The organism is Geomonas diazotrophica, from assembly GCF_019063885.1.
GTDB classification, from domain to species: Bacteria; Desulfobacterota; Desulfuromonadia; order Geobacterales; family Geobacteraceae; genus Geomonas; species Geomonas diazotrophica.
Genome location: NZ_CP077684.1, coordinates 4,204,439 through 4,217,473 on the forward strand (window position 1 = coordinate 4,204,439; position 13,035 = coordinate 4,217,473).

Annotated in this window: 10 protein-coding genes; 5 read left to right on the forward strand and 5 right to left on the reverse strand. The window is 64.0% G+C overall.

The window, feature by feature from the left end:
- Positions 1-306 precede the first annotated feature (306 nt).
- Positions 307-1,914, reverse strand: a complete 1,608-nt coding sequence (locus KP003_RS18590; protein ID WP_216789588.1) for a methyl-accepting chemotaxis protein — start codon at positions 1,912-1,914, stop codon at positions 307-309.
- Positions 1,915-2,263: 349 nt separating this feature from the next.
- Between KP003_RS18590 and ercA the strand changes: the two genes are divergently transcribed.
- Positions 2,264-3,424, forward strand: coding sequence for an alcohol dehydrogenase-like regulatory protein ErcA (gene ercA, locus KP003_RS18595; RefSeq protein WP_216500248.1), 1,161 nt, complete (start codon positions 2,264-2,266; stop codon positions 3,422-3,424).
- Complete coding sequence (locus KP003_RS18600) at positions 3,408-5,456, forward strand: hybrid sensor histidine kinase/response regulator (RefSeq protein WP_216789589.1); 2,049 nt, start codon at positions 3,408-3,410, stop codon at positions 5,454-5,456. Before ercA ends, KP003_RS18600 begins: the two co-directional genes overlap by 17 nt.
- A 10-nt stretch (positions 5,457-5,466) precedes the next feature.
- Here the strand turns inward: KP003_RS18600 and KP003_RS18605 are convergent, their stop codons facing one another.
- The 3 genes from KP003_RS18605 to KP003_RS18615 all read right to left on the reverse strand — a co-directional run bounded on the left by KP003_RS18605 (position 5,467) and on the right by KP003_RS18615 (position 8,187).
- Positions 5,467-6,549, reverse strand: a complete 1,083-nt coding sequence (locus KP003_RS18605; protein ID WP_217300103.1) for a class I SAM-dependent methyltransferase — start codon at positions 6,547-6,549, stop codon at positions 5,467-5,469.
- Between the two features lie 168 nt (positions 6,550-6,717).
- The gene (locus KP003_RS18610; RefSeq protein WP_217300104.1) at positions 6,718-7,488 is read right to left on the reverse strand and encodes a DUF5020 family protein; all 771 of its coding nucleotides are present in this window, start codon (positions 7,486-7,488) and stop codon (positions 6,718-6,720) included.
- 339 nt (positions 7,489-7,827) lie between these two features.
- On the reverse strand, positions 7,828-8,187 hold the full coding sequence (locus KP003_RS18615) for a CZB domain-containing protein (RefSeq protein ID WP_217300105.1): 360 nt from the start codon (positions 8,185-8,187) through the stop codon (positions 7,828-7,830).
- 392 nt (positions 8,188-8,579) lie between these two features.
- Between KP003_RS18615 and KP003_RS18620 the strand changes: the two genes are divergently transcribed.
- The 3 genes from KP003_RS18620 to KP003_RS18630 all read left to right on the forward strand — a co-directional run bounded on the left by KP003_RS18620 (position 8,580) and on the right by KP003_RS18630 (position 11,722).
- On the forward strand, positions 8,580-10,127 hold the full coding sequence (locus KP003_RS18620) for an MFS transporter (RefSeq protein ID WP_216789592.1): 1,548 nt from the start codon (positions 8,580-8,582) through the stop codon (positions 10,125-10,127).
- 249 nt (positions 10,128-10,376) lie between these two features.
- Positions 10,377-11,276, forward strand: a complete 900-nt coding sequence (locus tag KP003_RS18625) for a protoglobin domain-containing protein (protein WP_216500241.1) — start codon at positions 10,377-10,379, stop codon at positions 11,274-11,276.
- A 218-nt stretch (positions 11,277-11,494) separates the two neighbouring features.
- Positions 11,495-11,722: a hypothetical protein gene (locus KP003_RS18630; protein ID WP_217300106.1), complete on the forward strand. Its 228-nt coding sequence runs from the start codon at positions 11,495-11,497 to the stop codon at positions 11,720-11,722.
- Positions 11,723-11,776: 54 nt separating this feature from the next.
- Here KP003_RS18630 and KP003_RS18635 read toward each other — a convergent pair whose 3' ends face one another.
- Positions 11,777-13,015 carry a multidrug effflux MFS transporter gene (locus KP003_RS18635; protein ID WP_217300107.1) on the reverse strand — a complete coding sequence of 413 codons (1,239 nt, stop codon included), beginning with the start codon at positions 13,013-13,015 and terminating at the stop codon, positions 11,777-11,779.
- Positions 13,016-13,035 lie beyond the last annotated feature (20 nt).

The following is a 13,035-nucleotide window of genomic DNA, read 5'->3' on the forward strand; positions in this document are numbered from 1 at the left end:
ACTTTGATGTCTTCCATGTCAGGAAAAACGAACGCACTGCGGATGTGATGGATAGGAGGAGCAACAGGAGCGGGGAGAAGGATGGACCGTTTAAGCGGCTGGCGGTGGAAAAGCGTGGAATAGGCGCAGCAGCCCGTTGCGGACTGCTGCGCGAAGTGATCGGACTAAAGGACTCGCTGGCTACGTTCAGCGCGAGGTGCCGGGCGATCTTCTCGGTCTGCAGCGCGTTGTCTGCATTCCGGCTCCCCGCGGCCACGTCGTTGGCGCCCTTACGGCCCGGCCATCAGGGGCGCCCGTAGAGGTGGGCTACAGCTTGAAGTGTCCGACCAGTCGCTGCAACTTCTCGGCGCTTCCGTTGAGCTCGTGCGCGGCAGCGGCAGACTCGTGGGCACCGGAGGCGGTCTGGCGCACGGTCTCGGTGATCTGCTGCATGCTGCGTGAAATTTCACCGGTAGTGGCAGTCTGCTCCTCGGCTGCCGTTGCCACCTGATTCACCTGCATGGCCACCCCCTGTACCTGCTCGAGGATCTCCCGCAGCGCCTCGCCGGAACGAGCAGCCTCGACCGTCCCGGTCGCCACCTGCCCCACCCCCTGTTCCATGACCGCCACGGCATCCCTGGTTTCTTTCTGGATCGCCTTGATCATCTCGCCGATCTCGTGGGTGGCGCGGGTGGTCCGCTCCGCCAGGGCACGCACCTCGTCGGCAACGACGGCGAACCCCCGCCCCTGTTCGCCGGCGCGGGCCGCCTCGATCGCCGCGTTCAGGGCGAGCAGGTTGGTCTGGTCGGCGATGTCCTCGATGGTGACGATGATGGCACCGATCTGGTCCGAGCGTTCCCCTAGCCTCTCCACCGTCCTCGATGACTCCTGCACTCTGGCAGAGATCTGCCCCATCACCGAAACGGTGGTCTCCACCACCTGGGCACCATCCTGGGCCGAACGGCTGGCCACGATGGCACCCTCGGAGGCCCGCTGGCAGCTCTGGGCGATGTCGCCGGAGGTGGCGGACATCTCCTCCCCGGCGGTGGCCACCGTGGCCGATTGTTGCGCCACCTCCTCGGCCGCAGCGGCAATCTTTTCCGCGCCCGAACTGAGCCGCTCCGAAGAGGCCACTACCACATGCGCCGTTGCCGCGATTTGCCGGACCATGTCCTGCAGGTTCAGGACGAACCCGTTGAATTCCCTGGCCGTTTCGGCAAGCTCGTCCCTGGTGCCGATCTCCGCCTGACGGGTGAGGTCCCCGGCGCTCACCGCGGTCAGCAGCGCACGAATGGCGTTCACCGACGTCATGATTCCCTTCAGCAGCATGATCCCCAGCCCGGTCTGCAGCAGGACGCCCGCCAGGCCGATCATCACCCCCTCGAACAGGGCCTTGCGCCGCTCCGCGTCGAAGTCACGGTCCGCCTGCCGCATCTCCCGGACCAGCGAATCGGTCACCTTGTCCATCTCGGACTCAATATTTTGCACCTGCAATTCTATCTGGCGGTCCAGAGCGCGGACCTCCTGGACCGTGCCGTCGCCTTCGCGCAAGAGCGGCACCATCTTTTGCTCGAAGGTTCCGATCACCGCGGCCACGGCGTCCTTCACCGCGGCGACAAATCTCTTTTCCTCGGCAGTATCGGCAATGGCAGCGGTCGCCTCCAGGTTCTTCAGCACCTCTGCCTTTTTGGCCTGCCAGGTCTTGAGGATACGCTCCAGATCCCTGTTGACTTCCGCATCGGCTATGACCCGGTACAGGGCGAGCCCCCCCATGGAGGCTTCCTTGGCCAACACCGCAGCGTCCGAGCGCTGGGCACCTTCATCCTGCATCCTGCCGAGAGTCGCGATGGCGCGGAACTCAAGGGTAACGATGACGGCGATGGTAATCAGCATGACCGCCATGTTCATGATGATCTTGGCACGGATGGTTGCCATTTTTGCCTCCAGTCCCCCTGCAGTCGTTAAGCATCAGCAATTACCTATCGGCTCGGACCGCTTTGCGATGTATCAGTCGAATTGTAACGAAAGTTGCGCATTTTCCCGGTCGGCGGCTCCTGTCACAGCCGCCTTGGCACCCGGGTCCGAATCTGCCGCAGCTTCTTAAGCGCTACCAGTTTTCCTTAAAGTTTTCCGCTGAAAGACCGATTAGGCACCACTAAGAGTGGTGCCAGCTTCCCGTGGCAAAAGACATGAAATACTGCTACACTACACAAGTTGCCCGGACGTTGGCTGTCCTTAACATCTGTTATGACAGAGCGATCTGTTCGATCAGGGAGATGGTTAGATGGCGGAAGGTTTGCAACTCAGGAAGTTTCTCGCCCCGGAATTCATCTTTGGTGTCGGCGCCAGGGAGCTGGCCGGGCGCTACGCCAAAAACCTGGGCGGCCGCAAGGTCCTGGTGGTCTCGGACCCGGGGGTGGTAAAGGCAGGGTGGACCAAGGACGTAACCGACAGCCTGGACGCCGCTGGAGTTCCCTGGGTCCTCTTCACCGCGCTCACCCCCAACCCCAAGGCGGACGAGGTCATGGCGGGAGTGGCGCTGTACCAGGCGGAACACTGCGACGCCCTGGTCGCGGTCGGCGGCGGCAGCCCGATCGACTGCGCCAAGGGCATCGGCATCGTCTCCTCGAACCACAAGCACATCCTCGAATTCGAAGGGGTGGACATGGTGAAGTCCCCCATGCCTCCCCTCATCTGCATCCCCACCACCGGCGGCACCTCCGCCGACGTCTCCCAGTTCGCCATCATCAGCAACCCGCGTGAACGGGTGAAGATCGCCATCATCAGCAAGTCGGTGGTCCCGGACATAGCGCTCATCGATCCGGTCACCCTGATCACCATGGATCCCTACCTGACCGCCTGCACCGGGCTGGACGCCATGACCCACGCCATCGAGGCCTTCGTCTCCACCGCGAGCTCCTCCATGACCGACCTGCACGCGCTGGAGGCGCTCAGGCTCTTGTCGGTGAACCTCATCCCCAGCATCCGCAACCTCGACAACGAGGAGTTCAGGAGCCAGGTGATGATGGGAAGCCTCCAGGCCGGCCTCGCCTTCTCCAACGCCATCCTCGGTGCCAATCACGCCATGGCGCACAGCCTCGGCGGCGCGCTCGACCTCGCCCACGGCGAATGCAACGCGATCCTTTTGGACCACGTCATCGACTTCAACTTCGACGCCGCACCGGAGCGCTTCGAGCAGATCGCCCAGGCGTTCGGGCTCGACCTGCGCGGGCTCTCCCTCTCCCAGAAGAAGAAGCACCTCCTGGAGTACGTCCGCAAGCTCAAGGCCGAGGCGGGGGTGGGACGCACCCTGGCCGAAGTCGGGGTCGGACGCGACGATCTGAAGCTCTACAGCGAGCATGCCTTGAAGGACCCCTGCATGGCCACCAACCCGCGTCGCGCCTCCAAGAGGGATATAGAGGTCGTCTATGAAGAGTCCCTCTGATCCCCGCCCCCCCGACTCCGACGGGGCGCAGGACTCCCCCGACGCCTCCTCCCAGGAGGCGCTGGAAGCGTTGCAGCGCAAACTGGCTGGGCTCGGCGAAAACTCCATGCGCAAGACCTATTACCCGGAGCTGCAGGAGCGCCTGGAGGAACTGGAGCGTCTCAAGGCCTTCCTGGACCACAGCAACGACGCCATCTTCCTGGTCGAGGTGCGGACCGGGAGGATCGTCGACCTCAACGAATCCGCCTGCCGCCAGATGGGATGGAGCCGCAGCGAGCTCCTGGAAAAATCCCTGTTCGACCTCTCCGACCTGCACGACAATCCCGCCGCCGCCTCCCTGATCCGCTCCGACGAGGATGCGGAAGTACGCGACCTTATCGTCACCGAACTGCACCGGCATGACGGGGAGAGCTTCTGGGCCGAGCTGACGCTGAACCGGATGCACTTCAGGGATCGCGCCTACGTCCTGGCCGTGGCCCGTGACATCACCCAGAGGCGGGCCGTCGAGGAGGCGCTGCGTCAAAGCGAGGAGTTCCTGAAGAACATCGTGGACCACATCCCGGCCATGGTCTTCGCCAAGGACGCGCAGCAGCTGCGCTTCATCACCATCAACAAGTACGGCGAGGAACTGCTCGGCTTTTCACGAAAGGAGATCCTGGGCAAGCGCAACGAGGATCTCTTCCCCGCGGCGCAGGCGCAGTTTTTCAGCTGCAAGGATCGCGTCACCCTGGAAAAAGGGGAGCTGATGGAGATACCGGAGGAGGTCATCACCACCCCCTCCGGCGACCGGATCCTGCGCACCAAGAAGATCCCGCTCTTGGACGAGCAGGGTAAATCGCGCTACCTGCTCGGCATCGCCGAGGACATAACGGAGCGCAGGCAGCTCGAGGAAAAGCTCCTGCAGTCCCAGAAGATGGAGGCGATCGGGCAACTGGCGGGTGGTGTGGCGCACGACTTCAACAACATACTCATGGTGATCATGGGGTACGGCAGCATGCTGCGCAACGACGCGGCCCTTGCCGCGCCGCACCGGGAGCAGGTCGACCGCATCATGGACGCCGCCGACAAGGCGGCCCAGCTCACCTCGGGGCTGCTCACCTTCAGCCGCAAGCAGGTGATCAAGACCCAGACCGTCGACCTCAACGACGTGATCCGGCACGTGGAGAAGTTCCTGTCCCGCATCATCGGCGAGGACGTGCAGTTGAGGGCCGTGCAGGCCGGGCACCCCCTGCCGGTCGACATCGATGCCAACCAGATCGAGCAGGTCCTGGTCAACCTGGCCACCAACGCGCGCGACGCCATGCCGCGCGGGGGGCTCCTCACCGTTGAGACGTCGCTGCAGCGCATCGACGCCGCCTTCGTACAGGCCAACGGCATCGGCGAGCCCGGCCCCTTCGCCGTGATCTCCATCTCCGACACCGGTGTCGGCATGGACGACCAGACCAGGAAGAGGATCTTCGAGCCCTTCTTCACCACCAAGGAGGTCGGCAAGGGGACCGGCCTGGGCATGTCCATCGTGTACGGGATCATCAAACAGCACTCGGGCTTCGTCAACGTCTACAGCGAACCGGGCATCGGCACCACCTTCAGGATCTACCTGCCGCTGAGCGCCACCAGCCCGCTGGCCGAAGAGACACTCCGGGACCTGGAGCAGCCCAGGGGCGGCAGCGAGACCATCCTGGTGGTCGAGGACGAAGCTGACCTGCGCACCCTGCTGGAGCAGATACTCGCCGGCGCCGGGTACCGCGTCATCCTGGCCGCGGACGGCGCCGCCGCCATCGAGCAGTACGCCCGCCGCACGTCCCCTATCTCGCTGGTGCTCATGGACATGATCATGCCCGGCATGAGCGGCAAAGAGGCCTGCCAGCGAATCAGGGAGCTCGACCCGGCCGCGCGGGTGCTCTACACCAGCGGCTACACCATGGACATCATCAAGAACCGGGACCTCATCGAGGAGGGGACTGAACTGCTCATGAAGCCGGTGCGCCCGCGGGAGCTCCTGAATAAGGTGCGGGAGATGCTGGAGAGGTAGGGAAGGTGACTCAGGCGCGGCAGCGCATGAGGAAGAGCCGGTCGGCGTAATGGCCGGCCTTGGCGAGCTCGGCGCGGGAGAGATCGGCCGCCGGGACGGGGTTGCGGAAGCGGCGCAGGAAGCGGCGCTCGGCACCGTCCAGGGCGGCGTTTTCATGTCCGAGCCTCCCGGGAAGGTGCAGCGGCGCCAGGCGCCAGGGGGCGAGCGCCGGCGCGAGGCACGGGTTCAGCCGGTACACCCCCTCCTTTTCAGGGCAGGGGCCCTGCACGTCCCGCCCGAGGTAGAACACGAAGTTTCCCGGCGCGCGCCTCTGCCGCTCCAGCTCGCGCAACCTGGCGATCTCACTCTCCGGCTCCGGCAGCGCCCCGCGATGGGCGAAGCGCAACAGGGCGAGGCCGCTGGCCGCTATCAGCTCCAGGAGTTCTCCGATGCGGTAGCTGGTGACCTGGGGATGGAGCAGCGCGTCGGCAAGCCCGGAGCGGCTGGCCACCTCGTCAGAGCTCTCGAAGAAGTTCCTCAGTCGCGACCGTTTCCCGCTTTTCGCCACCATCCTTCGCACCTGTTCCGGATCCCGCACCTGCAAAAGCCTCAGCGCACGGCGGATGGAGTCCTCCTCCCTACGCGCGTAGTGGCTGTAGAGCATCACCCTCAGGATCCCCCCTTCGCAAAGCCGCGCCGCCAGCGCGCGCAGCCCGGCCAGCGGCTCCGCCAGGTGGTGCAGCACGCCGTAGGCGTCGATCATCGCGTACGGGCCCGGCGCCAGGGCCGGGTCGCAGAGATCCCCCGGCACAAAGTCCACCCCCGTTATCCCGTGCAGCAGGCAGTGCAGCCGCGCCCGCTTCAGGCTGTTGCCGGAGAGATCCAGCGCGGTGATGGGGGTGCCGGGGTTGGCGAGCGCGAAGGGATAGGGGGCGAAGCTGCCGCAGCCGGCGATCAGGATGCGGCGCGCGGCCGGGGGGGGGAGTTCCCCGTTGAAGAGGGCCCAGAGGGCGTCCAGGTTGTTGGCGTAGGTATCTGGGCGGCGCACCGAGGCGAAGAGCGGGTAGTCCGGGTAGGGGTAGAGTTCGTAGTGTTGGCGGACGCTTGCGGGCATGAGGGACACTCTAGCGTGCGCAGGCCACCTTGGCAAGGCTTCCAATGAGAAAAGGGGCCGTCGACATCCCGGCCCCTTCCCGTTTTTCTGTTTTATTCGCGGCCGCGCCGCAGCTTGCCGCGCCGCTCAATTGTCACGTACCCACCGTCAATTGACCGTCATCGTCCTCTACATCACGAACTTGATCATCGCCTGCGGCGCGAACTCGTTCACGCCCTTCACGCCGTACTTGTTATGCCAGTAGATCACCTCGGTGCCCACGTAAATGCCGTTGGGGGCGTCCCAGAACTTGCCCAGGTCGAGGAGCAGGCGGGGCTGCGCGTCGATGTTGAAGGAGAGGTTCCCCTCGCCGCCGGCGATGTCGGAGAACCCTTCGAAGATCATGTTGGCCTTACCCACGGCGAAGGGGAGCTGCCAGCAGGGGGTCACCTGGTAGGTGCTGCCGGACTGCTTGGGATCGTTGCGCACGTAGACGTTGAGGTCGGCGAAGTTGAACTTGGGGAGGTTCAGGCTGAGACCGACGCCGTACAGGTAGTTGCGGAAGCCCTGACCCATCTCGAGGGTGCCGGCGACCAGGACGTCCTTCACGAAGGGTGCGGAGAGGTCGCGCCCGGTGATCTTGCCGAGGGAAAGTCTCGGGGAAAGCTCGCCGTAGATCCCGGTGTTGTCCTTCTCGGTGTTGGTCACGTCGAAGAACAGGAAGGTGTCGCCGTACTTCCAGGCGTTGGCATGCTCGACCGTGATGGTGGACTGGGTGCCCTGGGTGTGCGCGTAGGGATTCTTGAACTGCCCCCCCCACAGGTACTGGATGTTGGTCTCATTCCAGAGGGTCACGCCGGCTTGTGCCTCTTCGGCGGCAAACGGTGCCAGCAGCAGGGCGGCGAGGGCCAGGGCTTTCAACCCGGTGGACAGGGCGCTACGGATCGATCTCTTCTTCAAGGTGCTCTCCTTTGTGGTACATGCTGACTACCTGGCGGTAGCTGAAAAACGCACTACAGGGGGATTGTCAACGGCGCGGGAACGGGCACAGCGCTGCCGTGACGGACAGCGGGGGCCGCACCATATCGGTCGACAACATGGGCACTCTTTCGGGGAAAGTCGCAGGCTGGGGGTGGTTTCTCTGCTAAAGGGGGATGCAACGCAGGAGACGAACCGCTGCGCCCTTACGGGCGCGTTCACCTTGTCAAACGTTTCCGCTTCAAAAGCGGCGTAAAGCTAGCACGTTTTTCGGCGCAGTTCACCTTTTTTTGATCTAATTAAACAGACCATAAAAATTGGTCAGACCATATCTCGCCATCTCATCAGCGTTTCCATGAGCTTGTTGGAAGCCTGCTGGAATTCGCCATCGTACTCCATCAGCCTCCGGGCCTCCTCGGTCTTGCCCTCGACCGCCAGCCCCGCCACCTTGCATGCTGCCTGGTGGAACTCACCGTGGAGTTGCTTGACCTGCTTGTAGAAGGAGGAAGAACTGTGGCGGGACGAAAAGGAGGTGTCGTAAAACCACTTGCCGAACTGGCAATCGGTCTCGGTGCAGGGGCCTTTGTGGTCTTCCAGCTGTCCCTTGCTGATCAAGTCGTTGAGCTTGAACTTGTACATGGCATGTTCAGTGATCGCGTTGTTTATCTCTTGCTTTTCCATTACCATACCCTCTCAGACTGGTTTGGTTTGCTATGAAACGCGTTCCCGCACCGATCGTACCGATGGCTTGTCGCGGTCACGCCCCTCCTCTCGTTTTGCGAGCATCCGAAGGGAACAGCAACTTCTATTCCAAAAACAAGATGTCTGTCCCGGCGCTACTCCATCCGGCGGCCCCGATGACTTTTCCTACTGTAATCATTAGCAAAAACGAAACCGCCACCCCAGCGCCCGCGCCTCAATATTAATCCAATTTAAACAACAAGTTAACGGCCTCTGGGTCATTTGGCGCACCGGCGGCCACCCCCCCGCCCCGACTCCCCCACCTGCAGCGACATTCACCTTGCAAAGACCGTTCTGCTATGGCAATTTTGGGCACTCAGGAGATGACCCCCATGAATACAAACAAACCGAGGCTCGTTGCCGCCGGCGACATCAACGCCTTCTTCGGTCTCATGCTGGACAACATGTCCGGCCTGGTGATCATGGCCGGGATCCTCACCGGCGTCTTCGGGATGCCGCGTGAACTGGTCCTGTCCCGGATGCTCCCCGGCAGCGCGGTCGGGGTTCTCCTGGGCGACCTGCTCTACTCGTGGCTCGCCTACCGCCTGGCCCGCCGTACCGGGCGCAGCGACGTGACGGCGATGCCCCTGGGGCTCGACACCCCCTCGACCTTCGGCATGGCCTTCGGGGTACTCGGCCCCTGCTTCCTCGCCACCAGGGACGCCCACCTGACCTGGCAGGTCGGCATGGCGACCATCGTGCTCATGGGGGCCTTCAAGATCGCCGTCTCCTTCTGCGGCCCCGCCTTGAGAAGGAACATCCCCCGGGCCGGACTTCTCGGGAGCATCGCCGCCGTCGCACTTTTATTGATCGCCTACCTCCCCTTCCTGAAGCTCTTCTCCTCGCCGGTGGTCGGCTTTCTCTCGTTGGGCATCGTCTTCATCTCGCTGTTGGCCCGCTTCCGGCTCCCGCTGCGCCTCCCCGGCGCCCTCGCCGGGATCATGAGCGGTACCGTCGCCTATTACCTATTGGGGAGCCTGGGACTCCTCCCGGGTGGCGTCCATCCCCTCCTGGCGGCAGCGCAGCCAGCCCTCTACCTCCCCCTCCCCACCCTCGAATTCCTCCCGGGGATACCGAGGGCGCTCGCCTACCTGCCGCTGGCCATCCCCTTCGCGCTGGCCACCGTGGTGGGGGGTGTCGACGTCACCGAGAGCGCGGCGGTTGCAGGAGACGAGTACAACACCCGGGACATCCTGCTGGTGGAGGGGGCCGCCACGCTTGTGGCCGGGTTGTGCGGCGGCGTGATGCAGTCCTGCCCCTACATCGGCCACCCCGCCTACAAGGACATGGGGGGGCGCGCCGGCTACACCATCGCCACCGCGCTCTTCATCGGCTTTGCCGCCGTCTCCGGCTACCTCTCCTTCTTCGTCGGGCTCCTCCCGGAGGCCGCCGTCGCTCCGATCCTGATCTTCATCGGCATCGAGATCACCGCGCAGGCCTTCGAAGCGACACCCAAGCTGCATTACCGCGCGGTAGCCATCTCCTTCATCCCGGTGATCGCCTGCCTCACCACCATCGAGTTCGGGCAGATGCTGGCCGGGCTGGGCAAGAGTTCCGCCGACCTCGCCGGCGATCTCCTGGCCACCTGGCAGGCCACCATCATCCTCGGCAACGGCTTCATCGTCACCTCGCTCCTTTGGGGCGCCGCCTTTGCCAACGTGCTGGACCACCGCCCCGGCAAGGCCGCCGTCTACCTCCTTCTCTGCTCGGCGCTGTCGCTTTGCGGCATCATCCACTCCCCGCTTCCCTCGGGCGCGATGTTCTCACCCCTCGCCCCGCCCCAGCCCATCGTGTGGCACCTGGCCGCCGGCTATGCCGTCATGGCCCTCTCCTTCTGTCTCCTCTCGCTGCTGGGCTCCCCCTCCGCCGCGCGGGAATGACCGCACCCGCTCCCCGCGGCGCCAACGGGCAATTCCCGCGGTCCGGATCCTTTCTTCCCCCCCCTGCCGGATGGGGAGCACCCGCTTCACGCACGACAAAAAAGCCGTCCCTGCCGGGGCGGCTTTTTGCTTCGGGGCAGGCGCGTATACGGACCTGGCAAAAGGTGTGGTGTGTGCTAGCATTGATTGCCGTCTGACCGACAGCTAATGGATCAGGATGCGCGAAATACTGTCTCAGGAGAACCATTGATGCTTACCATGCAGGAAATAAAGAACCACTATTACTTCTCGGATACAGACGCCGAAATGCTCAAAGAGCTTTTTCCCCTGGCGCAGACGAACAGCGAGGCGATGGTCGAGGAGTTTTACACCTACCTTCTGAAGATCCCGGAGACCGCCGTCTTCCTGCGCGACCCCAAGGACCTGGCGCGGCTTAAGAGGACCCACACCGAGTGGTTCCTCTCCCTCTTCTGCGGCCGCTACGACAACGAGTACATGCTGACCCTGCAGTCGATCGGGCAGGCGCACGTCCGCATCAAGGTGAGCGCCCACTACGTGAACGCCGCCATGAACGTGGTGCGCCGCTTCCTGATCGAGATGCTGCAGGCCAACTTCCCCGACATCTCGGTGCGCCGCAAGTACCGGATCGCGGTGGAGAAGATCCTCGACATCAACCTCGACATCATGAGCACCTCCTACCAGGAGGAGGAGCTGCGCAAGGTTTTCGTCTCGCACAAGATCGAGTCCAAGCTGATCCACGCCGCCGAGCGCTTCACCTACGGTCTCAACCTGATCCTGGTCATCGCCCTGAGCGGCGTCTCCCTCTCGGTGGTCACCCTCTTTTTCTGGGACCTGGTCCACATCTTCCGGGGCGACTTCGAGAAGGGCATCCTCTCAGCGCTCGGCTCCCTGCTGATCCTGTGGATGATGATCGAACTGATGGACAACGAGATCAAGACGCTCAAGGGGGGGAAATTCAACATCCTCATCTTCATCGGCGTGATCATCGTGGCCCTGATCCGGGAGATCCTCATCTCCACCCTGCGCCACGACGCCCTGGAGACCCAGGCGTTTTTGGCCGGCACCCTCCTCATCCTCGGGATCGTCTACTACCTGGTGGCCAAGAGCCAGGTCAACGGCGCCCACTGACCCGGGCGTTCGGAACACCGGCAGGCAAGATGTGAAAAGGGCGGCCCGTTTGGGCCGCCCTTTTTATTTGCTTCAGGTCTGACGCTGTCTGGGCCTGCGAGAGCCGGTCTGGTCCTTCGGGGGAATTGCCTTCGTTACCGCTTCACGCGCAATTGCGTAAATAAAATCGAAGCCGTGCCGATACGGGTACCAGAAAGCAGGAACACGTGGAGCCTTTGATGCACATCTATCATCTCATCGAGTTACGTGAAATCCACCCGCCGGCGCCTACTCCCCTGTTCTACGGCCGCTACCTCGCCGAGGTGCGCCAGGACGGGACCCTCTTTTGCGACAACCACCAGTTCGCCATCGACAGCCCGACCCCACCCACCCCCGGCACTAAGGTCATGATCTGGTGCAGCAGGGACTACTACTGCTGCCCCACTCAGGATTTCAAGCCCAGCTAGTCCGCCCGCCGCAGCTTGCCCGCCGCAATTCGACACATTTGCCAAGCTCCCGGGTCAGGCGTGCTGATGCCCTTTGCTCCTTCCCGCCCCGAGTACCGCGACAAAGCCGAGCGTTCCGCAAAGCGCCATGGTGCCGGTCATGGGAAGGGCGGTGCCGTTGTGGAAGGCGCCGACCAGCGCCCCTCCCGAGGCACCCAGGAGGTACTGGATGGTCCCCAAAAGGGCCGACGCGCTCCCCGCCGCCTTGTCGAAGGGGGCCAAGGCCAGCGCGGTGATGTTGGGGTAGAGCAGTCCGGTCATGCAGAGGCAGACGAAGATGAAGAGCATCTGCAGCGGGAACCCGCCGAAGCCGGTCGCCGTCGCGGCGATCAGCGCGATGCCGGCGCTGCCGGCCACCATGAAGGCGCTGCGGGCGATGGCCGCGGGCGTATAGCGGCGCAAAAGGCGCCGGTTCATCTGCGAAGCGCCGATCAGGCCGCAGGCGTTGACGCCGAAGAAGACGCCGAAGAACTGGGGCGAAAGTCCGTGCAGCTCGATGAAGACGAAGGGCGCGCCCGAGATGTAGGAGAAGTTGACGCCGGCCACGCACCCAAGGGCGACGGCGTAGCGCAGGTAGTGGCGGTTCTTCAGCAGGTGCCAGTACACCTTGGTCATGTCCGAGGCGCTGCGCCGGATGCGCCGCTCCGCGGGGAGCGACTCGGGGAGGGCCAGCGCCGCCGCCAAAAGCGAGGCGAGGCCGAAGACGCCCAGGAAGACGAAGATCCCCCTCCAGCCGCTATAAAGCAGCAGCTGCCCCCCCGCCACCGGCGCCAGGATCGGCGCCAGCCCCATGACCAGCATGAGCAGGGAGAACATCCTCGCCGCCTCGGCGGTGTCGTAGAGGTCCCGCACCACCGCGCGCGAGATGACCATACCCGCTCCCCCCCCGAGCGCCATGACCACCCGCCACGCCAGGAGGCCACCCCCGGTGTGCACCATGGCGCAGCCGATGGTCGAGGCGACGTACAGGGACAGTCCCAGAAGCAGCGGGCGGCGCCTCCCCCAGCGGTCCGCCAGCGGCCCGTAGAAGAGCTGCCCGGCCGCCGATCCGAACAAAAAGGCCGACACCGAGAGCTGCACCGTGCCGAGCGGCACCTTGAGGTCATGGGCCATCTGCGGGAAGGCGGGGAGGTACATGTCGATCGACATGGCGCTGAACGCGGTCAGGGCGCCGAGGATGAGGACGAAGACGGTCAGCTGGCGCCGGGTCATCTCGGTCGGGTGGATCGTTGCTGCGGTTTTGGCGAAAACCATCGGTACAACCTCGCTTGGCC